This is a genomic window from Enterococcus sp. LJL120 (assembly GCF_054871765.1).
On sequence record NZ_JBTXLV010000001.1, the window covers coordinates 434,025 to 460,411 of the forward strand.

27 protein-coding genes and 1 pseudogene are annotated in these 26,387 nt (G+C 41.2%); 26 read left to right on the forward strand and 2 right to left on the reverse strand.

What is annotated here, in order from left to right; translation table 11 throughout:
• Nucleotides 1–568: 568 nt before the first annotated feature.
• From ACYSNU_RS02195 to ACYSNU_RS02245, 11 genes and pseudogenes are all read left to right on the forward strand, one after another.
• The gene (locus ACYSNU_RS02195; protein WP_461735585.1) at nucleotides 569–769 is read left to right on the forward strand and encodes a DUF805 domain-containing protein; all 201 of its coding nucleotides are present in this window, start codon (nucleotides 569–571) and stop codon (nucleotides 767–769) included.
• Nucleotides 770–1,215: 446 nt separating this feature from the next.
• Nucleotides 1,216–1,968, forward strand: a pseudogene (locus ACYSNU_RS02200) (nucleotidyltransferase domain-containing protein).
• 122 nt (nucleotides 1,969–2,090) lie between these two features.
• Nucleotides 2,091–3,656, forward strand: a complete 1,566-nt coding sequence (locus ACYSNU_RS02205; protein ID WP_461735586.1) for a DUF1538 domain-containing protein — start codon at nucleotides 2,091–2,093, stop codon at nucleotides 3,654–3,656.
• A 21-nt stretch (nucleotides 3,657–3,677) separates the two neighbouring features.
• The gene (locus ACYSNU_RS02210) at nucleotides 3,678–3,989 is read left to right on the forward strand and encodes a hypothetical protein (RefSeq protein ID WP_461735587.1); all 312 of its coding nucleotides are present in this window, start codon (nucleotides 3,678–3,680) and stop codon (nucleotides 3,987–3,989) included.
• A gap of 48 nt (nucleotides 3,990–4,037) precedes the next feature.
• Entirely contained in the window at nucleotides 4,038–4,358 is a 321-nt protein-coding gene (locus ACYSNU_RS02215; protein ID WP_265455426.1) for a P-II family nitrogen regulator, read from the forward strand.
• A gap of 331 nt (nucleotides 4,359–4,689) precedes the next feature.
• Entirely contained in the window at nucleotides 4,690–7,518 is a 2,829-nt protein-coding gene (locus ACYSNU_RS02220; protein ID WP_461735588.1) for a sigma-54-dependent transcriptional regulator, read from the forward strand.
• 200 nt (nucleotides 7,519–7,718) lie between these two features.
• Nucleotides 7,719–8,216: a PTS system mannose/fructose/N-acetylgalactosamine-transporter subunit IIB gene (locus tag ACYSNU_RS02225; protein ID WP_461735589.1), complete on the forward strand. Its 498-nt coding sequence runs from the start codon at nucleotides 7,719–7,721 to the stop codon at nucleotides 8,214–8,216.
• Nucleotides 8,217–8,291: 75 nt separating this feature from the next.
• The gene (locus tag ACYSNU_RS02230; RefSeq protein WP_461735590.1) at nucleotides 8,292–9,278 is read left to right on the forward strand and encodes a mannose/fructose/sorbose PTS transporter subunit IIA; all 987 of its coding nucleotides are present in this window, start codon (nucleotides 8,292–8,294) and stop codon (nucleotides 9,276–9,278) included.
• Nucleotides 9,279–9,305: 27 nt separating this feature from the next.
• The gene (locus ACYSNU_RS02235) at nucleotides 9,306–10,121 is read left to right on the forward strand and encodes a PTS mannose/fructose/sorbose transporter subunit IIC (RefSeq protein WP_461735591.1); all 816 of its coding nucleotides are present in this window, start codon (nucleotides 9,306–9,308) and stop codon (nucleotides 10,119–10,121) included.
• Nucleotides 10,122–10,139: 18 nt separating this feature from the next.
• Complete coding sequence (locus ACYSNU_RS02240) at nucleotides 10,140–11,051, forward strand: PTS system mannose/fructose/sorbose family transporter subunit IID (RefSeq protein ID WP_461735592.1); 912 nt, start codon at nucleotides 10,140–10,142, stop codon at nucleotides 11,049–11,051.
• Nucleotides 11,052–11,230: 179 nt separating this feature from the next.
• On the forward strand, nucleotides 11,231–11,614 hold the full coding sequence (locus ACYSNU_RS02245) for a DUF956 family protein (RefSeq protein WP_461735593.1): 384 nt from the start codon (nucleotides 11,231–11,233) through the stop codon (nucleotides 11,612–11,614).
• 135 nt (nucleotides 11,615–11,749) lie between these two features.
• Here the strand turns inward: ACYSNU_RS02245 and ACYSNU_RS02250 are convergent, their stop codons facing one another.
• Nucleotides 11,750–12,004 carry a hypothetical protein gene (locus ACYSNU_RS02250; protein WP_461735594.1) on the reverse strand — a complete coding sequence of 85 codons (255 nt, stop codon included), beginning with the start codon at nucleotides 12,002–12,004 and terminating at the stop codon, nucleotides 11,750–11,752.
• Nucleotides 12,005–12,201: 197 nt separating this feature from the next.
• On the opposite strand from ACYSNU_RS02250, the gene ACYSNU_RS02255 reads away from it, so the two are divergent.
• The 10 genes from ACYSNU_RS02255 (at nucleotide 12,202) to recN (ending at nucleotide 21,299) form a co-directional block, all read left to right on the forward strand.
• Nucleotides 12,202–13,266, forward strand: a complete 1,065-nt coding sequence (locus ACYSNU_RS02255) for a M24 family metallopeptidase (RefSeq protein WP_461735595.1) — start codon at nucleotides 12,202–12,204, stop codon at nucleotides 13,264–13,266.
• Between the two features lie 161 nt (nucleotides 13,267–13,427).
• The gene (locus ACYSNU_RS02260) at nucleotides 13,428–13,859 is read left to right on the forward strand and encodes an Asp23/Gls24 family envelope stress response protein (RefSeq protein ID WP_461735596.1); all 432 of its coding nucleotides are present in this window, start codon (nucleotides 13,428–13,430) and stop codon (nucleotides 13,857–13,859) included.
• Nucleotides 13,852–14,289 (forward strand): transcription antitermination factor NusB, encoded by a 438-nt coding sequence (gene nusB, locus ACYSNU_RS02265; protein WP_461735597.1) that lies wholly within the window; start codon nucleotides 13,852–13,854, stop codon nucleotides 14,287–14,289. The genes ACYSNU_RS02260 and nusB overlap by 8 nt, the downstream gene beginning before the upstream one ends.
• Before the next feature lie 332 nt (nucleotides 14,290–14,621).
• Nucleotides 14,622–15,470, forward strand: coding sequence for a bifunctional methylenetetrahydrofolate dehydrogenase/methenyltetrahydrofolate cyclohydrolase (locus ACYSNU_RS02270; RefSeq protein WP_461735598.1), 849 nt, complete (start codon nucleotides 14,622–14,624; stop codon nucleotides 15,468–15,470).
• Nucleotides 15,471–15,479: 9 nt separating this feature from the next.
• Complete coding sequence (gene xseA / locus ACYSNU_RS02275; RefSeq protein ID WP_461735599.1) at nucleotides 15,480–16,835, forward strand: exodeoxyribonuclease VII large subunit; 1,356 nt, start codon at nucleotides 15,480–15,482, stop codon at nucleotides 16,833–16,835.
• A complete protein-coding gene (locus ACYSNU_RS02280) occupies nucleotides 16,816–17,040 on the forward strand; it encodes an exodeoxyribonuclease VII small subunit (protein WP_461735600.1) in 225 nt (74 codons plus the stop codon). Before xseA ends, ACYSNU_RS02280 begins: the two co-directional genes overlap by 20 nt.
• On the forward strand, nucleotides 17,033–17,920 hold the full coding sequence (locus tag ACYSNU_RS02285; RefSeq protein WP_461735601.1) for a polyprenyl synthetase family protein: 888 nt from the start codon (nucleotides 17,033–17,035) through the stop codon (nucleotides 17,918–17,920). The genes ACYSNU_RS02280 and ACYSNU_RS02285 overlap by 8 nt, the downstream gene beginning before the upstream one ends.
• A gap of 12 nt (nucleotides 17,921–17,932) precedes the next feature.
• Nucleotides 17,933–18,748 (forward strand): TlyA family RNA methyltransferase, encoded by an 816-nt coding sequence (locus ACYSNU_RS02290; RefSeq protein ID WP_461735602.1) that lies wholly within the window; start codon nucleotides 17,933–17,935, stop codon nucleotides 18,746–18,748.
• 394 nt (nucleotides 18,749–19,142) lie between these two features.
• Nucleotides 19,143–19,592: an arginine repressor gene (locus ACYSNU_RS02295; RefSeq protein ID WP_461735603.1), complete on the forward strand. Its 450-nt coding sequence runs from the start codon at nucleotides 19,143–19,145 to the stop codon at nucleotides 19,590–19,592.
• A gap of 27 nt (nucleotides 19,593–19,619) precedes the next feature.
• A complete protein-coding gene (gene recN, locus ACYSNU_RS02300; protein WP_461735604.1) occupies nucleotides 19,620–21,299 on the forward strand; it encodes a DNA repair protein RecN in 1,680 nt (559 codons plus the stop codon).
• Between the two features lie 68 nt (nucleotides 21,300–21,367).
• Here the strand turns inward: recN and ACYSNU_RS02305 are convergent, their stop codons facing one another.
• The gene (locus ACYSNU_RS02305; protein ID WP_265455392.1) at nucleotides 21,368–21,484 is read right to left on the reverse strand and encodes a DUF4044 domain-containing protein; all 117 of its coding nucleotides are present in this window, start codon (nucleotides 21,482–21,484) and stop codon (nucleotides 21,368–21,370) included.
• 350 nt (nucleotides 21,485–21,834) lie between these two features.
• Here ACYSNU_RS02305 and ACYSNU_RS02310 point away from each other — a divergent pair, with 350 nt between their 5' ends.
• The 5 genes from ACYSNU_RS02310 (at nucleotide 21,835) to ACYSNU_RS02330 (ending at nucleotide 26,373) form a co-directional block, all read left to right on the forward strand.
• Complete coding sequence (locus ACYSNU_RS02310) at nucleotides 21,835–22,203, forward strand: DUF3397 domain-containing protein (RefSeq protein WP_461735605.1); 369 nt, start codon at nucleotides 21,835–21,837, stop codon at nucleotides 22,201–22,203.
• A gap of 145 nt (nucleotides 22,204–22,348) precedes the next feature.
• Nucleotides 22,349–22,780 carry a division/cell wall cluster transcriptional repressor MraZ gene (gene mraZ / locus ACYSNU_RS02315; RefSeq protein WP_461735606.1) on the forward strand — a complete coding sequence of 144 codons (432 nt, stop codon included), beginning with the start codon at nucleotides 22,349–22,351 and terminating at the stop codon, nucleotides 22,778–22,780.
• Nucleotides 22,781–22,797: 17 nt separating this feature from the next.
• Nucleotides 22,798–23,760 (forward strand): 16S rRNA (cytosine(1402)-N(4))-methyltransferase RsmH, encoded by a 963-nt coding sequence (gene rsmH, locus ACYSNU_RS02320; protein WP_461735607.1) that lies wholly within the window; start codon nucleotides 22,798–22,800, stop codon nucleotides 23,758–23,760.
• 1 nt (nucleotide 23,761) lies between these two features.
• Nucleotides 23,762–24,190, forward strand: a complete 429-nt coding sequence (gene ftsL, locus ACYSNU_RS02325; protein WP_461735608.1) for a cell division protein FtsL — start codon at nucleotides 23,762–23,764, stop codon at nucleotides 24,188–24,190.
• Nucleotides 24,191–24,195: 5 nt separating this feature from the next.
• Nucleotides 24,196–26,373, forward strand: a complete 2,178-nt coding sequence (locus tag ACYSNU_RS02330) for a penicillin-binding protein (RefSeq protein ID WP_461735609.1) — start codon at nucleotides 24,196–24,198, stop codon at nucleotides 26,371–26,373.
• The last annotated feature ends 14 nt before the right edge of the window (nucleotides 26,374–26,387 follow it).

Below are 26,387 nucleotides of genomic sequence, written 5' to 3' on the forward strand. Positions count from 1 at the left end.
CTTGCATGACAAGAGATAGGGCTTTTTTATTTGTTCCTTTTTTGAATTCACTGCATTGAAACCTCCTAAACATTTTAGCTTTTTCATGAACTAACTAATCTTTTAGCATTCACCTGTAAATGCGGCATTTATATTTCAAATTAATAAAAGTTAGCTATTTAAAAGTGTTATTAAAAATTTTTCTAACAACTTTCTAGATTGAATCTAGTTAAATCTACAGATTTGCGGTAGCAACCTGATTCAATGCCAAGCAATTGAAATTATAAAAAGTCAACTCTTTCCTTACACCTAAAGTAAAAAATTCCGATAAGATAATTTAAATTTTTCAAAAAATATTTTTTTAATTATTTTTATTGACTGAATAATATTTATATGGAATAGTTAAATTAAAAAAGGGGAGTCAGGAAATGGCAAATGCGTACAAGGAGTATTGGAGAAATATGTTTAATATGGAGGGACGAGCGACAAGAAGTCAGTTTTGGTGGCCGCAACTCGTAAATATTATTGTGGTTGTAGTTTATCTATTTGCCAGTGAACTTTTTTCATTTAGGTATTCAAGTTTTTTTACATGGGGCTGTCGATTTTAATGTTTGCTATTTGGATTGCGAATTTTTCGATAAGAGCCAGAAGATTGCATGATCGAGACCATAGCAATTGGTGGCTGCTTCTGTATTTATTGCCGAGGATTGGGTCGTTGATTATCTTTATTCAGATGCTTTTACCGAGTGTTGAGGAAACCAGATGGCCGGTCAATCAATCATTTTTTTAGTCAAATAGTTGTTTGCGCAAGTTTTTTTGGTTGCTGTGGGCTGTTATGATTGCCATTGCCGTGGGTGATGATTTTCAACCGTGTTTTTTAGTTGTGTCAAAAGCTACACACTTCGTCAAATTTTTTGCTGATTCAGTCGAAGTAGTTTGGAAAATTGTTAGCACAGGCTCGCAATTACTTTGAAAAACTTTGGAACTCTCGAAGGTAGTCCCAGTTTGTAAGAATAAATAAAGTGATTTAAAAAAAGTTAAAAATAAAATTTCCCGCATTAAACTGCCAGTCTTCATCTTAAAGTGAAGGCTGGCTTTTTACTAATTCTTACTTTTAAAATCTTTGGTACAATCACTATATGAATCTAATCAGAAGTGTTGAACGTTAAAAATTTTTTTCAGTCTATCAAGTCGGAGTATGAAAATAAAAAATGTGGCCAGTTAAGGGGTGGAGAGATGGATAAAATTATTCTAGAAAAATTAAAAGCGATTGAAGAGCGGGAACAGGTGGAAATTATTTTAGCTGTGGAGTCGGGTAGTCGGGCTTGGGGCTTTGCCTCGCCGGACAGCGATTATGATGTGCGCTTTTTGTATGTGCGCAAACCACAAGACTATCTGCGTTTGGACGACATGCGGGATGTAATTGAGTGGCAGTTAGATGAGACGCTGGATATCAATGGTTGGGACATTAAAAAAGCTTTGAAGCTCTTGCAACGCTCGAATCCGACCTTATTTGAATGGTGTGCCTCACCGATTGTCTATTATCAAAATGAAAAATTTAGCCAGTTAAAAGAATTGTTACCCGCTTATTTTTCGCAAAAGAAATCCTTGTATCATTACTGGCACATGGCGAGTACCAATTATCGTGATTATTTGAAGGGGGATTTGGTGAAGGCTAAGAAATATTTTTATGTTTTGCGGCCGATTTTAGCAGGCCAATAGGTTCTTGATAAAAATACCAATCCACCAATGGCTTTTAGTGAACTATTAGCGGCTGAATTGCCGCAAAATTTACGCTTGGCAGTGGATGAGCTCTTAGAAATAAAAATGGCCGTCAATGAGCTGGAGCTGGTTCCAAAAGTCACCATCTTAAATGAATACATTGAAGAACAAATCAGTGCTATGGAAAAGCGGGCTAAAGAACTACCGCAGGAGCCTGCAACTGATTGGCAGCAACTGAATGCAGCTTTCTTGAAATTTATTCAGTGATTTAATCGTTTTTCTTCAAACGATTAAACTTGAATGCGTTTTTAAAATAATGTTATACTTTAAATAAGAAGGAGAGTGTTGTGAAAAATTGAGAAAGTAGGTGATGGGTCATTAAACAGTTAGTGACTACTCTAAAGGAGACCATCCTGTCATCCCTGCCACTAGCCATCATTGTCATGATTGTCTGTGTGATTATTGCCCCCTTTGATGATGCGGGAGATTATTTGCGGCTATTAGTAGGCTATGCCAGTGTAGTTATTGGTCAAACGTTATTTTTAGTGGGCTTGGAGGCGAGCATTTTACCGATTGGCAAAATTGTCGGGCAGTCTTTAATCAAACTGAAAAATTTATGGATTATTGTGTTGTTTGGGGTTGTGTTTGGTTTTGTTGTGACAGTGGCTGAGCCGGCGCTCGAAGTATTGGCGCGGCAGACACACTTGGTCATTGATGATGTGGGGATTCGGCCGTTTGTTTGGCTGGCGAGTACAGGAACGGGGGTATCCGTTGGCTTTGCCTTGATGCGCTTGATGAAAAACTGGGATATTAAAAAAGTTTTTCTACTGCTTTACGCGATTGTTTTTGCAATGGTTTTATTTGTGCCAGAGGAATTTATTGGCTTAGCTTTTGATGCCAGTGGTGCGACCACCGGTGATGTGTCGGTGCCATTTATTTTGGCGCTAGGTATCGGGGTTTCTCAAACGATGAGCCGCCATAAATCAAACGATGAAACCTTTGGGATTATCGGCATTACTTCGGTGGGACCGATTATTGCAATTTTTCTGTATGGCTTGTACATTTATTTGAAAAATAATGGCGTACTGCAATTAGATCAGACTTATGATCCGGTTGTCTCAGGCAGGTTTTTAGATATTTTACAAGGGAATATTGTGGATGTTGCCTTAGCACTTTTCCCGGTGATTTTAGCTTTTATTCCGTTTCAACTATTTATTGTTAAACTGCCTAAAAAACGCTTTGTCCGCATTTTATTTGGTAGTATTCCCGTTTATTTTGGTTTATTAATCTTTTTAACAGGAATTGATTATGGTTTTGCTTTTGCCGGCAAATACATAGGGGAAGTTTTTTTAGACCCTGCAAAGCCCCAGTATTATCAAGGGCTGCTTTTACTTATCAGTTTCTTTTTAGGGATGGCGATTACTTTGTCAGAACCAGCCGTGACCGTATTAGGCGATCAGCTGGAGGAATTGACAAATGGTCATATCAAAAAAATGACCATTCGCATCACCTTAGCTCTAGGAATTGGTTGTGCCGTTGTCTTGTCGGTTGTTAAAATTTTGACAGGCATCAGAATTATGTATTTCTTGTTGCCATTGTATGTCATTGCTTTAATTTTAATGAAATTCACGTCGAAATTATTTACCAGTTTGGCCTTTGATTCTGGCGGGGTAACTGGCGGGGCCTTGACCTCAGCCTTTTTAACACCGTTGACTTTGGGAATAGCGCAAGCGGTGGCTATGCGTAATCCTGAGACGGCGCAGTCGATTTTGACCAATGGCTTTGGAATTATTGCGTTTATTTCGGTAACGCCGTTGATTGCTGTGCAGGTTTTGGGTATTATTTACAGTAGCCGCAGTCAAAAAATTGAGAAAGCCGATGCCGCTGATGAATTAGCTCGGATTCAAGAATATTTAGAGGGCGAAGACGACAGTGACGAATTTGCTGAAGATTAAAGTGCAGGGAGGTTAGCTGGGATGAAGAATCCAAAAAAGATTTCGCTGATGACCATCATCACCGGCCGTCGTAAAAAGGACCGGGTGTTGACATTGTTGACGGATAACCGCTGTCCAATTATCACCACCAGTTATGGTCAAGGGACGGTCAGTCAAAACTATTTAGAAATGCTATTGGGCTTGACGCCGGAGGAAGAAAAGACTGTCATCAACTGTATCATTCGCAACGATCAAAAGGAAAAGATTTATCAGCTGTTAATTTCCGAATGCCATTTCGATCAGCCGAATACCGGAATTGCTTTTTCTTCACCGGTGGACAATATTGTCTTTTAAGGTCTCTTTTTAAACAAAATTGAAAATCTTGATAATAGGAGAATAACTATGATTGATGAAACGAAAATTCAAAAGGCCTTGCACGTCATTTGTACAGCGGGTTACGCTGATGATGTGGTGGAAGTGGCTCGTAAGGTTGGGGCCGGCGGAGCAACCATTTTGAATGCTCGCGGAGAAGGGGCTCGCCATCAAGTCTTTATGGGAATCACAATTGATTCTGAGCGGGAAATTATTTTGTTTTTAACGGATGATGAGACCTGCGAGAAAATCATGCAGGCGGTCAAAGAAAAAGTCGGTTTCAATACAGAAGCCAATTGCATTTGTTTTTCAATCCCGGTTACAGACGCCATTGGAATTAGCCAGCATTAAACTAACACACTAAGGCTGTGACATTAGTCAAAACAGAACTGAACTTTACGAACAGTCTCTTGTAAAAATACTAGAGATTGACAATTTGTGACGAGGAACACTGGACCGTTGAAGCGCAGGAACTTTCTCTTCGAGGACCTTGGACCACTTAGACAAAGATAATAAAGTTCAAGATTTCATCTGTTAAAATGACTAATGGCACAGCCTTTTTCTCTGATTTGGCTGCTGATAAAAAGTGAAATATTTGAAAGGGCTTGGGAGATGTGATATAAAAAGCTAGACGAAATTAGGAATTTCAGCTACGATACAAGGGTTTTTAGGAGGTGGGAAAATGGCACGAGTGGATAAAGTGTTGGCTTTTGTTAAAAAGCAAACGGTAAAAGATCCTCAAACAAACCAATATCTCGGCGTCACAACAAATGAAGTGGCTGAGGCCTTAGAAATTCAACGGACTAATAGTAGTAAGGATTTAAATCAATTGGTGCGGGATGGCTATATCGGAAAGACCAATCAACGTCCCGTTCGTTATTATTTTAGCGGCAATCAACAGACAGTTGCCGGTCCAGCGCCCGCCAAGGTCGAAAAATATGTGCCTAGCTATAAAGAAAATAATTTAACCAAGCTTCAGCCAAAATTTGTCGGCAGCCAAGAGACTCCGATGAAGGATATTTTTTCTCGACTGGTGGGTTCTAAGGGCTCGATGAAAAATCCAATCGATCAAGCGAAGGCGGCGATTTTATATCCTCCTAAAGGCTTGAATTGTTTAATTACCGGTCCGACGGGGTCCGGAAAAACGCATTTTGCCCATGCGATGTTTGAATTTGCGAAAGCCAATGAAGTGATTGCCCAAAGGGATGAATTGATTGTCTTTAACTGTGCGGATTATGCCAATAATCCCGAATTGTTGATGAGTCATTTGTTTGGTTATGTCAAAGGGGCCTTTACCGGCGCCAATGAAGATAAGCAGGGCATTATTGAACAGGCTGACGGCGGAATGCTCTTTTTAGATGAAATTCATCGCTTGCCGCCGGAAGGTCAGGAAATGATTTTTTATTTTATGGATAATGGCACCTATAACCGTTTGGGGGAAAATTCCAAAAATCGCCGAGCGGATGTGCGAATTTTGGGAGCCACTACCGAAGATCCATCTTCTTCTTTATTAGAAACTTTTGTGAGACGGATCCCCATCAATATTCAGCTGCCGCCGTTTTATGAACGGCCGGCCGAGGAGCAAATTGATTTGGTGCGGATTATGATGGCGATTGAAGCTGGCCGCATCCAACGCCGCATCAGTGTGATGGAGGATGTTGTCAAGGCGTTGATTGGCAGCGTTACCTATGGCAATATCGGTCAATTGAAATCCAATATCCAGCTAGTCTGTGCCCGGGCTTTTATGAATCAGATGAGCAACGAGGAAATTACAATCACTGTCGAGGATTTATCAGAAAATATTCGCAGCGGTCTCATCGAACTAGCCGGTGATCGTAATCGTTTGGCGGAAATGGCTAAATATTTAGAGCCGAAGATGACGGTCGATCCTAACGAGCCGGCATTGCGTTTTCAAAGTGACTCCTATGAGCTACCTTATAATTTATATGATATTATCGGCGATAAAGCCGCTTTATTAAAAGCGGACGGGCTGAGTCAAGACGTAATCAATCAATTTATTTCGACAGATATTAATATTCATTTGAAATCATTTTATAAAAATCACGGCTTCACCTTTGAATCCGATAATAAGCTGGGGGATTTTGTCGAGCCTCAAGTGATTGATTTGACGGAAGAGATTTTAGCCTATGCCACAAAGACATTTGGTCCAGTCTTTCAACAAAACTTTATTTATGCCTTTAGTCTGCACATCAGCTCTCTTTTAAGAAAGATGAGCTTGGGTGAACAGCGGGTGACCAATGATAATATTAAGGAGATGGCTGCCGGCTTTCCAAATGAGATGAAGGCAGCTACTTATATCCATCATCTAATAGAAGAAAAATTTTCGGTGACAGTCGCCGAAAATGAAATATATTATTTAACCGTACTGCTGATTTCCTTAAAACATCGTAAGAGTGCCGGTCGTGTTGGCGTGGTCATTGCCGCCCACGGTATCAGCACCGCCAGCAGTATGGCTCAAGTGGTCAATAAATTGCTAGGCACCGACCGCTTACAAGCGGTCGATATGCCCCTTGATATGAGCCCAACGGTCGCCTATGAAAAATTAAAACAAAAAGTCGTCGACGCCAATGAAGGCAATGGCGTTTTATTATTGGTGGACATGGGCTCATTGACTTCCTTTGCTGATAATATCAGAAAAGAGACGGGCGTCATGGTTCGTTCCTTAGACATGGTGACCACACCGCTTGTCTTGGAAGCCGAACGCAAAGCTTCAGTTTTAGGAACGGATTTAGCTGAATTATTTGAATCCCTTAAAGAATTTCAAGGCTATGGTCAGCTGACAACTGCCAATGAAGAAAAAAATGTCATCGCTGAGGATAAAGTAATTTTGGCGATTTGTACGACTGGCGAGGGAACGGCTCAGCGCATTAAGGAAATTATTGAAAAGGCGTTGCAGACCTCAGCGGTTAAAAATATTCAAGTGGCAACCACCTCTGTGATGGCTGCGGAAGAAAAAATCCAAGAGCTGCAAAAAAACAGTGAGATTGTTGCGGTCACAGGAATTCTTGACCCTAAAATCAATGCTCCATTTCTGCCTTTAGAGAATTTTATCAATCAAGATGTCGAGCTACTGTTGGAAAATCTTTTACTGGAAAATGATTTAAATCAAATTCAAGAAATTGAGCTGACGGAAAGCTCGGCTAAACAAATTGCCGTTGACTATATTCTAGAAAGTTTTACTTTTATTAATGGTAAGAAAATTATTGAGCCTTTATGGCAGTTTACCGATGAGCTCTTTAAGGCCTTCTTCGACCGTCCAATGGATTATTCGACCTATATCAATTTAGTCATCCACTTAGCCGGTGCGATTGAACGAATTATTTTAAAGGAAACGTTGACGGTCAATCAAGATGATTTACAGGAGATGAAAAAGAATCCAGCCTATGACAAGCTGCATCAGTTGACGCAAAAAATTAATACTAGTCTTCATCTGGAATTTCCTGAGGTGGAAGAATTTTTCGTTCTGCAGTTTATTAATAATCAAGCCTGATAATACAGAGAAACAATACACAAAAAGGATACACTGTAACAGTGTATCCTTTTTGTGTATTGTCAGAAATGCTGATTTGGTTATTTTTACGCTAGTGTATTTCGGCACGGAACTTGCTTTATATATTTATGGAAAGAGGGCGAGGTTGAAAATCCAGAAATTTTTTAGATTTTTAATAGTAACCTGAAGAGGATTTCAAGATGAGCATGGATATTCGTCTTGCGAGGATTGATGACCGCTTAATTCACGGTCAAGTTGCAACCGTTTGGTCCCGCACTACTGGGGTCGAAAGAATTTTAGTAGTCAGCGATGAAGTTGCCAAAGATGATTTGCGAAAGTTTTTATTAAGCCAAGCAGTGCCGCCTGGTGTCAAAGCCAATGTGATCACTGTCGACAAAATGGTCGAGGTTTACCATAACTTGTTGTTTCGCAATCATAAAGTCATGCTGCTTTTCACCAATCCGCAAGATGTCGCTGCTATCGTCAGAAGAGGCGTCGAGTTGCCGTCATTAAATATCGGTGGCATGCGTTTTACCACCGGCAAAAAAATGATTACCAATTTTGTCTCGATTGACGATGACGATTTAAAAGCATTCGACTATCTTTTAGCTCAAGGTATTGATATTGAAATCCGCAAAGTTCCCGCAGATTGGAAGGTCAGCTTGGCCGATTTGTTAAAGAAAGAAAAGCTGAGCTAATTGCTGATGCCGGCATTTGAATTAATTTTTATTATTTATTAGCATCAGTAAAAAATAATTGTAGGAGGAAAGAAAATGGTAGGAATCATCCTTGCCAGTCATGGCGAATTCGCTAACGGCATTTTACAATCCGGCTCAATGATTTTCGGTGAGCAGGAAAAAGTGCAGGCTGTTACTTTACAACCAAGCGAAGGACCTGATGACTTAAAGGCAAAACTAAAAGCTGCAATTGCTACCTTCGATGAAGAAGACGAAGTATTGTTCTTAGTCGATCTTTGGGGAGGCACACCGTTTAACCAGGCCAATACGTTGTTTGAAGAGCATAAAGACAAATGGGCTATCGTAGCCGGTTTGAATTTGCCAATGTTGATTGAAGCTTATGCTTCACGCTTTAGCATGACTTCTGCTCAAGAAATTGCTGCCCATGTCTTAACTGTAGCAAAAGAAGGAGTTAGAATTCGCCCTGAAGAGTTGGAACCAAAAGAAGCAATGGCACCAGCTGAAGCAAAAGGAAGCGGTCCAATTCCAGAAGGAACAGTTTTAGGCGATGGCAAATTAAAAATTGTTTTAGCGCGGGTCGACTCCCGGTTACTACATGGTCAAGTGGCAACTGCTTGGACCAAATCAGTTAACCCAAGTCGGATTATTGTTGTCTCTGATGCGGTATCAAAAGATGATTTACGGAAGAAATTGATTGAACAAGCTGCGCCTCCAGGGGTCAAAGCGAATGTTATCCCAATCGAAAAACTGATTGAAATCTCTAAAGATCCTCGTTTTGGCAATACCAAAGCTCTACTGTTGTTTGAAAACCCGGAAGATGTTGTTCGGGCAGTCGACGGCGGAGTTGACATCAAAGAAGTCAACGTCGGTTCGATGGCTCACTCAGTCGGTAAAGTAGTTGTAAGTAAAGTTTTATCAATGGGTGACGAAGATGTTCAAGCCTTTGAAACCTTAGAAAGCAAAGGCATCAAATTTGATGTCCGCAAAGTGCCGAATGATTCCAAAGACAATATGGACGACATTTTGAAAAAAGCTAAAAATGAATTAGCAAACGCTAAATAAAAGTTTAACTAGGAGGTAAGAAATTCCATGGGTGATTTAAATATTATTCAAATGATTCTGGTCATTCTTGTTGCGTTTCTAGCTGGTATGGAAGGTATCTTGGATGAATTCCAAATCCATCAACCATTAGTTGCGTGTACATTAATTGGCTTAGTTACTGGTAATTTGACAGCTTGTATTATCCTTGGGGGATCATTGCAAATGATCGCTTTAGGTTGGGCTAACATTGGTGCGGCAGTTGCACCGGATGCGGCTTTAGCTTCAGTTGCTTCAGCAATTATTTTAGTTTTAGGTGGACAAGGCGAAAATGGTGTCGATACTGCCATTGCCGTTGCGATTCCATTGGCTGTCGCTGGTTTGTTCTTAACTATGATCGTACGGACTTTGGCTGTGCCAATCGTTCACTTTATGGATGCGGCTGCTGAAAAAGGTGATTACAAGGCAATTGAAAGATGGCATATTATTGCCGTTATCATGCAAGGTATCCGGATTGCTTTACCTGCTGGCGCTTTATTATTAATCCCAGCTGCAACAGTTAGCGGATTTTTAAATTCAATGCCAGCTTGGTTAACCGATGGTATGGCAATCGGTGGTGGTATGGTGGTAGCTGTTGGGTATGCCATGGTTATCAACATGATGGCAACTCGTGAAGTGTGGCCATTCTTCGTTATTGGTTTTGTCATTGCAGCTATCAGCGAATTAACACTAATCGCCATTGGTGCGTTAGCTGTAGCGATTGCTTTAATCTACTTAAACATTACAGAAAACCAAGGTTCTTCTACAGGCGGCGGCGGTGGTTCAAACACTGGCGATCCTTTAGGCGATATCTTGAATGACTATTAGGAAACGGAGGAGAAAAAAATGGCAGAAAGAATCGAATTAACTAAAAAAGATCGTACTTCCGTTTTCCTACGTTCAACCTTCATTCAAGGTTCTTGGAACTATGAACGGATGCAAAACGGTGGCTGGGCCTTTTCAATGATTCCAGCAATCAAAAAATTATACAAGAGCACAGAAGACCGCAGTGCCGCTTTGAAACGTCACTTGGAATTCTTTAACACCCACCCATATATTGCTTCACCAATTCTTGGGGTAACTTTGGCTTTGGAGGAAGAACGGGCCAATGGTGCACCAGTTGATGATGTGGCAATTCAAGGGGTTAAAGTCGGTATGATGGGTCCTTTGGCCGGTGTTGGTGATCCAGTTTTCTGGTTTACTGTGCGCCCAATGTTAGGTGCACTTGGCGCTTCTCTAGCATTATCTGGCAGTATTTTAGGCCCAATTATTTTCTTTGTGGCTTGGAATATCATTCGGATGGCCTTCATGTGGTATACGCAAGAATTTGGCTACAAAGCTGGTTCAAAAATCACAGAAGATTTATCCGGCGGTTTATTACAAAAAGTCACTAAAGGTGCTTCTATTTTAGGGATGTTTGTCCTAGGTTCACTCGTTGAACGCTGGGTAAGTGTTTCCTTCACACCAGTTGTTTCACAAGTTCAATTATCTGACGGTGCCTTCATTGATTGGAGTTCTTTACCAAGCGGTACAGCAGGAATTAGATCAGCTATTGAACAATACTCTTCAGGTCTATCTTTATCTGATGTGAAAACCACAACTTTACAAGACAACTTAGATAGTTTGATTCCTGGATTAGCAGCCTTACTGTTAACTTTATTGTGCATGTGGTTATTGAAGAAGAAAATTTCTCCAATCATCATCATCATCGGTCTATTTGTAGTCGGTGTTGGCTTACACGTTTTAAACATTATGTAAGAATTTTTCTGCGGGAGGTTTTGTTTAAGAATAGTTCGTTTTTTGCAGCTATTCTTAAACTGGCTCCTGTCAGTTTTTCTAAATTAAGGAGTGTTACTTACAGGTAAGTGATAGTCCCTTTTGTTAGAAATTTACGGCAGGCTCATTTATACTAAATGAAAAGAAATGGAGCGATGAAGATGGTACAATCATTGAATACCAAGGTTGATTTAACAATTGATGGACAATCCTTTATGGGCATGAATAACTACGGCAAAATTATGGTGGGGGATAACGCTTTTGAGTATTATGATACAAGGGATTCCCGCAAGTTTATCCAAATTCCTTGGGAGGAAGTCGATGTAGTCATCGCTTCAGTCATTTTCAAGGGGAAATGGATTCCCCGTTATGCTATTCGCACCAAGCAAAATGGTTTATTCACCTTTGCCTCAAAAGATCCGAAGAAGGTCTTACGGGCAATTAGAGAGTATGTGCCTGCTGATCACATGGTCCGCTCGTTAGGCTTTTTCCAAGTCTTAAACCGCAGCTTAAAAAATCGTTTTGGTAAAAAACAGCAATCATAATAAAAAGCACAAGCTAGTTGAACCTGTGAAATGGGTTCGATTATCCAGCTTGTGCTTTTTTATTTAAACAACTTATCTAGTAAGCCTCCAGTTCAGCGTTAGCTTTACCGATAAGTTGGTGGTACCCTTAATGGATTAGAAATCTTTCCAGTGTTTGTCTTCTGGATTGGTATTGGCCCATTTTTTAAATAGGGCCGGCAGTGACAAAGCGAAAGCAATTAAAATAATCCCTAAAATTGCCGGTAAAAATAATTCCAAACGGTCCTCCATATCAATGAAAAAACCATAACGATAATATTCTAAGTAGCTAAACAAGGTGGCTAATAATAAGCCAGCCCCCACCAAAGTGCCGGCACCAGCGGCTAATTTCAACAACAATTTACGATCCATTTTGAACTCCTCCTCTAAATGTACTTGATATATTTAGTTTACCGGAGGCGAGCAGGAAAAAAACTTTTTCTCCATGAAATAAAAATGAAAAAATCTTCATAATTTTTCTAAAAGAGTCAGGGAAAAAAGCGCTGGGAGATTTTACTTGGGTCTTTTTCTGCTATAATAGATTAGAAAAACTAAGAGGAGGCCATCACATGAGTTTAAGAGTTGAAAAATTACGGCAGATGATGAAAACGGAGGGCTTAGACAGCTTTTTAATTACTAGCCCTTATAATTTGCGCTACTTTACAAATTTTACCGGTACCACCGGTCTAGCAGTGATAACTTTAGAAAATGCTTATTTTGTCACAGATTTTCGTTACACGGAGCAAGCTGGCAAGCAAGCATCGGGCTTTGATATTGTCAAAAACAGCGGCCCGATTTTTGATGAGGTAGCTAATCTGAGCAACAAAGATAATTTAAATAGCATGGGCTTTGAAGAAAACTTTGTCAGCTTTGCTGAGTATTCAGTCTTGGAAGAAATTATTTCAGCTGAACTTGTACCAGTCGCAGGTTTAATGGAAGATTTGCGGGAAGTCAAAGACGAAGATGAAGTGGCTTTAATTCAAAAGGCCTGTGATATTGCAGATCAAGGCTTTAAACATATTTTGGACTTCATCAAACCCGGCATGACAGAAATCCAAGTTGCCAATGAATTGGATTTTTACATGCGTTCTTTAGGAGCTACTAGTGTTTCCTTTGATACGATTGTTGCCAGTGGACTGCGCTCAGCAATGCCCCACGGGGTAGCCAGTGAAAAAATCATTGAAAAAAATGATTTGATTACGCTGGATTTCGGCTGTTACTATCAAGGATATGTATCGGATATGACCCGGACTTTTGCAATTGGCAATCCCGGTGACAAGCTAAAAGAAATTTATCAAATTGTCCTAGAAGCACAATTAAAAGTGATTGAAGTGGCGCAACCGGGCATCACTGGGATTCAATTGGATGCTGTTGCCAGAGAACATATCGCTTCATTTGGTTATGGCGAAGCCTTTGGTCATTCTACAGGCCATGGAATTGGTCTTGAAATTCATGAAGGCCCAAATGTTTCCTTTAGAGCAGATAAGGCCTTTGTCCCAGGCAATGTGATTACTGATGAACCCGGAATTTATCTACCAGGTATCGGTGGCGTGCGGATTGAAGATGATTTGTTGATCACAAAAGACGGCAATCAAGTCTTGACCCATTCACCAAAGGAATTGATTATTTTATAGAGTAAAACAATTTCCTGACACTGATTTAAAGATAGCGTCAGACTGCAATTTCTGATACACTATCAATGAAGTTTTACTTTAGTAAAGCTAGGAGAACTGTTTTATTAACTAGCGACCCATGAAGTATTTCAAGGGAAGATTAGATTAAAGGAGATTTGATTATGGCTGACGAAAAAAGTTTAGTGTTAGACGTAAACCATGAATTAGGAGAAATCGTGATTGCTCCAGAAGTAATAGAAGTCATCATCGGCATCGCCGCTTCAAAAGTAGACGGGGTCTACGGCATGCGGGGCACGCTAGCTAGCAATGTCAATGAGCTATTAGGCCGGGCCGCTCACGGTAAGGGCGTTTACTTAACCTTCACCGAAGAAGGTGCGATTAACGTGGACATCTACTGCTATTTAAACTACGGGACTTCCGTGCCAAAAATTGCGATGGACATGCAAGAGCGGGTGAAACAGCAAGTGCTCTTTATGACCGATGTGGAATTAGCTGAGGTTAATATTCACGTTGTAGCAGTCATCCCTGAAAAAACGGAACAGCCCAATTTAGCTGATTTATTCCCAGATGAAGATGAGGAAACCCATGAGTAAAGAATTAACCCGTCACGAGATTCGTGAAAAAGCTTTGCAGGCATTATTTCCTTTAGATTTTAATGCCGATTTATCCAAACAAGATGCCATTTACAATGCGATTGAATTAGATCATCAAGATTTATTAAATGATGAAGAGGATGCCTTTGTCCCCGCCTATCTGGATTTATTAGTCGAAGGCGTTGTTGCCAAGCAGGCGGAAATTGATGGGATTATCGCCAAGCACTTAAAGGCGAAATGGACGGTTTCGCGGATTGCGAAAATGGATTTAATCATTTTACGTATTGCAATTTTTGAAATTCTTTATGTGGAGGATGTGCCAGCGACAGTTGCTTTGAATGAAGCGCTAGAATTGGCGAAAACCTTTAGTGACGACCAATCCCGTAAGTTTGTGAACGGTGTTTTGTCCAATGTGATTAAAGATCAATAAACATTTTTTGAAAGGCTGTGACACTAGTCTTTTTAACAGAAGAAATTTTGAACGATATTTTTGTCGTTGCAGTCCAGTGGGGTTGCAAGGCAAAAAAGGCCATGCTCCTACTGTGCAACAGGTCTCCGTTTTAATTCAATAATAGCTAGTGGACCTTACTAGCTATTATTGGTAAAGTTCAATTCTGTTTAACTAATGTCACAGGCTTTTTTCTATTCCAAAAATTTTCAGAAACACTAGTCAAGCCAGTCGCTTAAAAAGCAAGCTCAACCTTTGCCGAGGACTGGTTCTATGCTAAAATAGACCATTGAAGAGATGAAGGAGGCATACACATGGCAACAATTATCGATGGAAAAGAACTCGCACAAAAAATGCAGTCAGAAATAGCAACTGAGGTAGAAAATTTAAAAGAAGCAGGTTTGCAGCCGGGTCTCGTTGTGTTATTAGTCGGGGAGGATTCTGCCAGCCAAGTCTATGTCCGCAATAAGGAAAGAGCGGCAGAAAAAATTGGTATTTTTTCAAAGGTCGAACGCTTACCGGAAACAATTAGCGAAGCTGAATTATTAGCAAAAATTGCGTCCTATAACCAAGACCCTCTTTTCCACGGCATCTTAGTGCAATTGCCACTACCAAAACACATTGATGAAGAAAAAGTACTTTTAGCAATTGACCCGAAAAAAGATGTGGATGGCTTTCACCCGATGAACTTAGGCAAGCTGTTAGCCGGGGATGCGGAGATGATTCCCTGCACTCCTTACGGCATCATGAAAATGTTTGCGGCTTATGATATTGATTTAGAAGGAAAAACTGCCGTCGTGATTGGCCGCAGCAATATTGTCGGCAAACCGATGTCGATTTTATTATTAGAAAAAAATGCGACTGTGACAATCACCCATTCCCGCACTAAAGATTTGCCAGCAGTTGCTAGAACGGCTGATATTTTAGTTGTGGCTATCGGCCGTGGCGAATTTGTCACTGAAGAATTTATAAAACCCGGAGCGGTAGTCATTGATGTCGGCATGAATCGCAATGCCGCAGGAAAGCTAGTCGGCGATGTCGATTTCACAGCTGTCGAACCCCTCGTTGATTTTATTACACCAGTTCCCGGCGGTGTTGGCCCGATGACAATCACCATGTTGATGCATCAAACCGTTGAGGCTGCCAAAAGAAGCCAAGGGTAATAAAAAAATATGGAAAATCAATATTTAACGATTACCGCCTTAACAAAATACTTAAAACGCAAATTTGAAGCTGATCCTTATTTGGAGCGGGTTTATCTGACGGGGGAAATTTCTAATTTTCGAATGCGGCCCAATGCCCATCAATACTTTAGCTTGAAGGACGACGGGGCGAAAATTTCGGCTATTATGTTTAAAGGCGCCTTTCAAAAGTTGAAATTTCAGCCAAAAGAAGGCATGAAGGTTCTAGTTGTTGGTCGCATTTCTCTGTATGAGGCTAGCGGCAATTACCAAATTTATATTGAGCATATGGAACCGGATGGCGTCGGGGCTTTGTATCAAGCCTTAGCTGAGCTGCAGGAAAAATTAAATCAAGAGGGTTTATTTTCTGCTCCTAAAAAATTGCTTCCCCGGTTTCCAAAAAGAATCGCTGTCTTAACTAGTCCTAGCGGGGCGGTTATCCGCGATATTATCACGACAGTTCAGCGGCGCTACCCGATTGCTCAGCTGGTTTTATTTCCAACGCTAGTTCAGGGGAATCAAGCCGCCGATGATCTGGTCCGCAATATTCAGCGGGTCGAAGCTCTCGGAAATTTTGACACGATGATTATCGGTCGTGGTGGCGGTTCAATTGAAGATTTGTGGCCCTTTAATGAAGAAAGGGTTGCGCGGGCAATTTTTGCAGCTGCAACACCGATTATTTCTTCTGTCGGCCATGAAACGGATACGACGATTGCCGATTTAGTCGCGGATGTACGAGCAGCGACGCCGACAGCCGCCGCAGAATTGGCCGTACCAGTACTCAATGAAGAATTGTTGAAAATTAAAGAAAAGCAAGTTCGCTTAGAGCAAGCCTTGTCAAAACAATTGCAGTTCAAAGGGGAACGCTACCGTCGTTTAGCCAATTCCTATGTGTTTCGTCAGCCCAACCGTCTGTATGAAGCCCAGTCTTTAAAACTGGATCAATTAAAACAGCAGCTACTGGTCAGCATGCAGACACTGACTAATGAAACAAATAACCAAGTGGTGAATTTAACTCATCGGCTTTTACAAAATTCGCCAGTGGTTAAAGTCGCCGCCGCCCAACAACAGGTGCGCTATCTAGATGAAAAATTACAAAACCGCATGAGCGCCCTCTTTGATAAAAAGCAACAAGCTTTTTCAAACGCTGTTCAGTCGCTGGATTTGCTGAGCCCTTTAAAAATTATGGGCCGCGGCTACAGCTATACAACAAAAGAGAATCAAGTTATCGGGCGGGCTGCTGATTTAAAGAAAGCCGACGAAATTACAATACACTATGTAGATGGCGAAGCAACTGCCGCAATAAAAGACATTAGGAGGACAGATGATGGCCAATCCGACATTTGAAGAATCATTAACTGAATTAGAAAAAATCGTCAACCAGCTGGAACAAGGGGACGTGCCACTGGAAGAGGCTTTGAATGCCTTTAAAAAAGGCATGGAATTAAGCAAACAATGCCAAGATACGTTAACCAAAGCCGAAAAAACCTTGACGAAAGTTATGGCTGACAATAATCAAGAAGAATTATTTGAAGGGGCAGACAATGAATAGTCTAGCTGCATTTTCTAAAGAGCAGCTACCGGAAGTGGAAGCTGTGATGCAAAGCTTTTTAAAACAGCACACCAGTGATTTAAAGCTGCTAGAAGCGATGGAATATTCAATTGCGGCTGGTGGCAAACGGATTCGCCCCCTCTTTGTTTTGACGATTGCTGCCGGTTTTCAAGGTGAGCTGACGCAGGGCGCTTATCAAGCGGCCGCTGCAGTTGAAATGATTCACACCTACTCATTAATCCATGATGATTTACCGGCGATGGATGACGATGACCTGCGACGGGGGCAAGCTACCAATCATAAAGTTTTTGGTGAAGCTTTAGCCATTTTGGCTGGTGATGGGTTGTTGACGGCTGCGTTTCAATTATTGGCGCAGGCAGATTTACCGGCAGCGATAAATTTAACACTGGTGCAAGAACTTGCTGCCGCCGCCGGAACAGAAGGAATGGTTGCCGGTCAGTCTGCCGATATTCAAGGGGAAAACCAAGCTCTTTCATTGTCTGAATTGATGGCGGTTCATGAACGGAAAACGGGAGCACTGATTACCTACAGTATTGTGGCTGGTGGATTGCTGACGCAACAGCCAGCAATGATTGTTTCTTTGCTGAGAAAAATTGCCGGTCATTTAGGTTTAGCTTTTCAAATCAGAGATGATCTCTTGGATGTTATTAGTACAACCGAAGCTTTAGGCAAAACGGTTGGTCGCGACCAAGCGCTAGCTAAAAGTACCTATCCAGCTCTCTTGGGTGTGGAGGGTGCAAAGGAAGCTTTGCAAAAGGAATTAACCGCAGCAAGAGAGACGGTCAGAGAAATTCAACATGCAACAACATTTAATGCTGATCTTTTACAGCAGTTGATTGACCGTTTTGAATTGGCTTAGAAAGAGGGAACCATGAAGAAAGAACGTGTAGATGTCCTCGCCTATGAGCAGGGCCTCTTTGAAACCCGGGAAAAAGCCAAGCGCGGTGTGATGGCTGGCTTGGTATACACTGAAAAAAATGAACGCCTTGATAAACCTGGCGAAAAAATTGCAATAGACACTTTATTGAAAATTAAAGGAGAAAAACTACCTTATGTTTCCCGTGGCGGTCTGAAGTTGGCCAAAGCCCTTGAGGTTTTTGAAATTTCTTTAAAAGACAAAATCGTTTTGGATATTGGAGCTTCCACCGGTGGCTTTACAGATGTTGCCTTGCAAAATGGCGCCAAACTAAGTTATGCCCTGGATGTCGGTTATAATCAATTGGCTTGGAAAATTCGTCAAGATCCCCGCGTGGTCGTAATGGAACGTACCAATTTTCGCTATGCGACACCGGCAGAATTTACGGAAGGGCAACCGGAATTTGCCAGTATTGATGTCTCTTTTATCTCCCTTAAATTGATTTTGCCGCCGCTGCATACGATTTTAAAGCCCGGCGGTTCAGTCGTCGCTTTAATTAAACCGCAATTTGAAGCTGGCCGAGATGCCGTTGGCAAAAACGGCATCATCAAAGATCCAAAAGTTCATCAGCAGGTGTTGACGGATATTTTGGACTTTGCTCAAATGGCTAATTATCAAGTCGCAGCCTTAAGCTATTCACCGATTACCGGTGGCGAAGGCAATATTGAATTTTTAGTCCATTTAAAATCAGCTGCAAGCGGCTCAATCTCACCGGAAGTTTCGATTGAAGACGTCGTAGCTGCTGCCCATCAGGATTTAACAAAAAAATAAAATTTTTGAGCTTCAGAAAATTAACTTCGAGCTATTGAAAAAGGCTTGCTGTGTGAGGCTGTGACATTAGTTAGAACAAAGCCGAACTTTACGAATGACAGCTAGTGATATCCACTAGGTATTGTTCATTTGCGATTCGGACCTACTGGGCCGCAGGAGCAAATAAAATGTAGTTCGGGATTTCGTTTGTTAAAAAGACTAATTTCACAGGCTCCAGCGCTGCTTTTTGATAGTTCGTTTTTTTCTGTAGCAAAACAAAAAAACTGGCTTCAGTAGAAAATTTTAAAGTTCAACAAAATTTCTGCTTGGCTTTCAGGGCTGCCATTGCTTTTTTTTATGAAAAAAAGTAAGCTAAATAAAATGATGGGATTCCAATTTTTGGAGGGAAGAGTAGATGAGAAAAAAAGACCGCCAACAATTACTGAGTCAGCTCCTGAATGAGCGGGCGATTCGTAAACAGGAGGATTTTGTAGAAATTCTGGCTCAAGAGGACATTTTTGTTACTCAGGCGACGATTTCCCGAGACATTAAGGAAATGAAGCTGGTGAAGGTGCCCTCACCTCAAGGCGGCTATCAATACAGTCTGCCCCAAGAAAGTCAGGACAATACAGCAGAAAAACTTCATCGCTTATTAAATGATGGTTTGATTTCAGTTGACATTCAAGAGAAGCTCCTGTATTTACGGACACTTCCTGGTAGTGCCATCGCTCTAGGCAAGTTACTGCAGAGTCAGTTCTCTGAAGAACTTTTTGCCGCAATTAACGATGATGACGGGCTACTGTTAATCGCCCGTAGTGAGGCTCAAGCTCAAGAGCTTCAAGAGTTTCTAATTGGCTATCTATAAAAGAAGGCCAGCAAAGGAGTTTTAAAGATGCTGTTACAATTAAACATTAAAAATTTTGCGATAATCTCCCAACTTCAGCTACAGTTTTACAAGGGAATGACGGCATTGACCGGTGAAACCGGCGCCGGTAAATCAATTATCATCGATGCCATGAGCTTATTAGCCGGCAGCCGCAGCTCCTCTGATTTTATCCGTGAAGGTAGTGAGAGCTGTTTATTGGAAGGGCTCTTTGAAATTCCAGAGCAGCCAGCCTTTTTAGCAGTCGCTGAAGAGTTGGGCTTAGATTTAAATGATGACCAGCTCGTCGTACAGCGGGATATCTATTTGACAGGAAAAAGTATTTGCCGGATCAATGGCCGGATTGTAACTTTAGGAAATTTACGGCGGGTGGGAGAATACTTGGTGGATATTCAAGGCCAAAATGATCACCAAGAATTGATGCGGGCAGACCGCCATCTAAATTTATTGGATAGCTTCGGGGCCAAAGATTTTCAAGAGGCTAAAGAAACCTATCACAATAATTATAACGAAGTCAGCAAGCAAGCCCGTGAGTTAGAGCGCTTGAAAACCGATGAGCAATCCTATGTGCAGCGGGTGGATATGCTGACCTTCCAAAAAGAAGAAATTGAAGCTGCTGAGCTAGCTGTCGGTGAAGAAGAAAGCTTGCTAGAGGAGCGAGATAAGCTCAGTAATTTTCAGCGGATTGTCGATACTTTTTCGACAATTTATCAGCGCTTGACCGATGAACAGCAGGGGGCTTTGGACAATGTTGGCTCCGCCAGCCAAGAGATTTCCGAAATTGCTGATTTGGATTCAGAATACCAGCAAATCAGCGAAAATATTCACAGCGCCTATTATCTTTTACAGGATGCTAGCTCTGAGATTACGCGAATTATTGAAGGTCTTGAACTGGATGAAGGGCGCTTGGAAGTGGTGATGCAGCGGCTAGAACTGATTCGCCAATTAAAACGAAAATATGGCAATTCTGTCGCCGAAATTTTAAGCTATTATCAAAAAATTTCTGATGAATTATCCGATTCTGTTTTCTCCGATGGCCGCTTAGATCAGCTGGAAAAAGAAGTGGCGACTAAATGGCAAAAAGTGACAGAACAAGCGGTAAAATTACATGACCAGCGAAAAAAAATGGCCTTGCGTTTGGAAAAAGAAATTCTAGAGGAGCTCAAAGGCTTATACATGGAAAACAGCCAATTTGAGGTTCGTTTTACCAAGGCTAAAGAGTTGAACAGCGATGGCTTTGATATTGTCGAATTTTATATTTCGACTAATCCGGGGGAACCTTTAAAGCCCTTGGTTAGGGTGGCCTCTGGTGGGGAACTATCGCGGGTGATGCTGGCTTTGAAAACTATTTTTTCTAAGGTGCAGGGCATTACTAGTATTGTCTTCGATGAGGTGGATACTGGTGTCAGCGGTCGTGTTGCCCAGGCAATCGCCGAAAAAATTTATAAAATCGCCCAAAATTCTCAAGTTCTCTGCATTACGCATCTGCCGCAAGTTGCAGCAGCAGCCGATAATGAATATTTCATTTATAAAGAAGTTATCGGGCAGCGGACGGAAACTCGAGTCAAACAATTAGATGAGGAACAGCGGGTGGCTGAGATTGCCCGAATGTTAGCTGGTTCTGAAGTGACAGAATTGGCCTTGGAACATGCCAAAGAATTACTGAGGCAAGCTCGGCACAGCAATTAAATATAAAGAAAAAAATATCCAACCATTCGTAACGGCAAAAGGTTACGAAATGGTTGGATATTTTAATTTTAGTTAAAAATAATCGCGGCCGCTTGGAAGACGATACCGCCGAGGGTTAGAATCAACATAGCCCAAACAACAACTTTGGTAATCACTTGGAAAGTAGATTTTTTCTTCTTATTCATGAATCTCCATCCTTTTTTAGTAGTCTTTGAAATTCTACTCTCTTTTTCCAAAGGTTTCAAGGAAAGTTTAGAAAAACTTAATCGCTAACAGCAGTTTTTTAGGTATAATAGGTAGGTTGGATAAAAACTTTTTGCGAAAAATTTAACTCTCAGTCAATTACTTAATAACTTTTAAATAAAATGAAACACTTATGTAACGAAAATACAGTATAGTTATTATAGCTAAAATGGCGAGAGTCTGGACAATTTTTGATGGCAAAGAAAACATCAAGTTAGCCAAGAACTCTCAAAAAGTAGCTGCCAATCAGAAAAATAGTCATAAGACTTTGATGTGAGAAAGGAATTTAGTGATGGAGTCATTTTCTCCAATGATAATGTTTTGGTTAATTTTCCCGGTAATTGCGCTTTTTGCCAGTAATTTTTTGACAGCAAGCGTGCGTTTTATAAAGAAAATGGGGTTAAAAACACCTGATTTGGCAATTCCTTTTTTATTCGTTGGGTTGCATGAGATTTCTAGAACTGTTTATGGGCATTCGATCTTACCGTACTTTATGATTGCTGTCTTGATTCTAGGCATTGGCGTGGCGTTATTTCATGCCCATTACTACCATGAAATCATGTATGGGCGTTTCTTTAAAATGTTTTGGCGCCTGGTCTTTTTACTCACGATGGTGTTGTACATCACGCTGATTGTGTTGACAATTATCCGTTATATTTAAAACGATAAAATAATCAAAAATTACTTCTGTCTTTTAAAAGTAAGTAAACGTCAAAGTATTTCTCAACACTTTTTACTATGGGTGGTAGAAAGTGGGGGATTGTGGTAGACTGTTACTATCAAGTGGGACAGGAGGGATTTTTGCAATGCTTATGGGTGAATTTCAACATAATATTGATGCAAAAGGCCGCTTAATTGTTCCTGCCAAATTACGTGATGACCTCGGAGAAAACTTTGTGTTAACCAAGGGTCTGGACGGTTGTTTATTTGGTTATCCCGTTAATGAATGGGCCAAACTTGAAGTGAAATTAAACGAGATGCCCTTATCAAAAAAAGATGCCCGCACTTTTGTCCGTTATTTCTATGCCGGAGCCAGCGAGGTTGAAATTGATAAGCAGGGGCGGATTAACATTCCCCAAAGTTTACGGGAACACGCCGCTATTACGAAGGGCTGTATGATTATTGGTGTTTCTGACCGAATTGAAATTTGGGATGAGACCCGTTGGCAGGCATATGCCAAAGAAGCAGAAGAAAATTTTGATCAGATTGCTGAAACAATGAGTGATTTTGGTTTTTAGTTAGAAAGAGGCAAGTCATGGCGCAGGATTTCCAACATTATACCGTGATGTTAAAGGAAACGGTGGATAATTTAAATATTAAGCCAGATGGCATCTATGTAGATTGCACATTAGGTGGCGCCGGGCACAGCCAGTACCTGTTATCTCAATTAAGTGATCAGGGTCATCTTTATGCCTTTGATCAAGACCAAAAAGCCATTGACCATGGTCAAGAATTTTTAAAAGAATATGTTGACCGGCAGATGGTCACCTTTATTAAAAGTAATTTTCGCAGTCTAGCCGATAAACTTGCTGAACAAGGCGTTACAGGCGTGGATGGTGTCATCTACGACTTAGGCGTTTCTTCGCCACAGTTGGATGAAGCTGAACGTGGCTTTAGCTATCACCAAGATGCACCATTAGATATGCGGATGGATCAAAGCAATCCATTGACCGCTTATGAAATTATTAATACCTATGATTACCATGAATTAGTTAAAATATTTTACCGTTATGGAGAAGAAAAATTCTCCAAACAAATTGCCCGTCAAATTGAACGGGCCAGACAAGAGCAACCGATTGAAACAACGAGTGAGCTGGTGGACATCATTAAATTAGGAATACCTGCTGCAGCGAGACGCACTGGTGGGCATCCAGCAAAACGGATTTTCCAAGCTGTCCGGATTGCCGTTAATGATGAACTAGGAGCTGTGGAAACCTCACTGGAACAAGCAATTGCGCTTTTACGTCCAGCTGGCCGGATTTCAGCGATTTCCTTTCACTCATTAGAAGACCGCATTGTTAAAACGATGTTTAAAGAGTACAGCTCATTGCCGGATTTACCACCGGGGTTGCCAATGGTACCGGATGAGTTACAACCAGAGCTCAAGGTGATTACCCGTAAGCCGATTTTACCGAGCGCAGAGGAATTGGCTGAGAACAATCGCTCCCGCAGTGCTAAATTGCGAGTGGCCGAAAAAAAATCTAGAAAGGAACAGTAAGATGGCTGAACCGAAAAAAGTAGAAGATTTCCAATACCAAATGCTGCAAGAACCTGCCAGAGAACATGAAGTACCAGAAACGCCAGCTGTTCCTGAGATTACGGAAGTTCAACCAGTCGATATTTCCGAAAAATTGCCGGTATCGTCCCTTCGTCATCTTAAGAGGCTCTCAAAAATGGAGAAATTTATTTTAGGATTTATTCTTGTCGGCATCTTGGGCATGTCCATTTTGACGATTCGTCTACAGGGCCAAATGACCCAAGTTGAAAACCAAATCTCAACAATTGAAGCGACTATTACGGAAACGAATGGTCAAGCGACTGAATTAGAGCAGCAAAAAACAGAACTTTCCCGCTCGGACCGGCTTAAATCAATTGCAGAAGCTAATGGTCTGACAATCAATGAAAATAATTTAAGGACTGTGAAATAGGTTAAATGAAGTCAATGAAAAATAGATTGAAAAGATTTTTAGATAAACGCAATTTAAACCCGCGGAACAATCGCAAAAAAGTAGGGATTATTCTTTTTACTACGAGTATTGGATTGTTCTTTTTATTTGCGATACGGCTTTCGTATATTGTCGTCGGCGGTCATGTTGCTGGCGTTTCTTTAGCCAGCAAAACAGAAGAGCTTTATAAAGGCTCAGAAGTTTTGGAAGCTACCCGTGGTACAATTTACGATCGCTCCGGTAATACAATCGCTGAAACATCTTCTTCGTTTAAAGTTTATGCCATTTTGTCTGAAACATATGTCAATGGCACTGACGAGCTGTATGCACATGAAGCTGATTTTAATACGATCGCAACCATTTTAAATCAGACTATCGGAATCGATACAAACGAGGCGCTAGAATTGCTGCAGGATGCAAAAGATGCCGACCGCTATCAAGTGGAGTTCGGTACGTTAGCCAATAACCTAAGTTTGGAAACCCGCCAAGCGATTGAAGCAGCGATGGAAAGTGCTGGAATTAACGGGCTTTATTTTGATGCTTCCTCAGACCGAATCTATCCAAATGGAAATTTTGCTTCCTATTTAATCGGTTATGCTAATAGCGATGACGGCACTCAATTAACAGGACAAATGGGAATTGAGTCTGCCTACAATTCTTTATTGGCTGGACAAAATGGTTCTGTGGTCTATGAAAAAAATAATTACGGCAATCCGTTACCAGGGACCACAGCTGAAGAAACCGCAGCGATTGATGGCTCCGACATTTACACTACGATTGACTCTCGTCTGCAAAGTTACTTAGAAACTCTAATGGATCCCGTGTACAGTGCCACAAACCCAGAAAATTTGACAGCTATTTTAATGAAGGCTGACACTGGCGAAATTTTAGCAATGTCGCAACGGCCTAGTTTCGACCCGGAAAATATCGGTGACGTGGAAAATTGGCGGAACATCTTGGTGGAAGACGCATATGAGCCTGGTTCGACCATCAAAGTAGCGACGGTTGCCTCTGCCATTGATGAAGGTGTCTTCAATGAAAATCAAACCTTCCAATCCGGTTCCATTCAAATTGAAGATACTAAAATTAATGACTGGTCTCAAGGTATGGGAACTTTAACTATGCGGCAAGCCCTATCTTGGTCAAGTAACGTCGGTATGGTGACGCTAGAACAAGCTATGGGCGGCGCTGCTTGGCGTAACCATTTGGAACAAATGGGAATTGGTGAGAGCACCTATTCTGGTTTAAATGGTGAAAGTGCTGGCTTGATGCCGACTGAAAATATTGTCGATACAGCAATGAGTGCTTATGGTCAAGCTTTGACTGTCACCAATCTGCAAATGATGAAAATCTTTTCTGGAATTGCCAATGACGGACAGATGTTAGAACCGCACTTTATCAGTAAAGTTGTTAATTCTGACACGGGGGACACGACAGTTATTGAACCAACTGTTGCCGGGCAAGCTTTTTCAGCCAATGCCGCCAACTCAGTTTTAAATTATATGCAAGACACGGTGACCAGCCAAAATTACGGAACAGCTTATGGCTTGTATTCACTGGATGGTTATAATATTTCTGCAAAAACAGGAACAGCTCAAATTGGTAGCACAGATGGTACCGGTTATCTGACTGGCTCTTCAAACTATATTTATTCGGTTGTCTTGATGTATCCTTCTGAAGATCCTGAATATGTTCTTTATTTGACCCAGAAACAACCACAAAATTATGACCGCACGGCCTTTTCACAAATTGCCAATCCTTTGATGAAACGCTCAATGGATATCTTAAGTACTGAAACGACATCGACAGAAACAAGTAACACGACTGTGACGATTGATGATTACCAAGATCAAGCTAAGGCAGATGCCGCTGTTTCTTTAAGCCGAGCATTTGTGACACCAATTGTTTTAGGAACAGGGGATACCGTGACTGGGCAATCAGTGGCTGCCGGCGAAACAGTCGACCCTAACACACGGGTGATGTTATTAACCGATGGCAATATTGCCATGCCAGATACGACGGATTGGACGGCGGCTGAACTAGAAGCTTTCGGCAATCTGATTGGCGTCGATGTAACCATCAACGGTGAGGGCCGCTGTGTTGAGCAAAGCGTAGCCTCAAATGAAATTATAAATACAGACAGCATTAGCTTCACACTTGGTTAGTTAATGTAATAGAT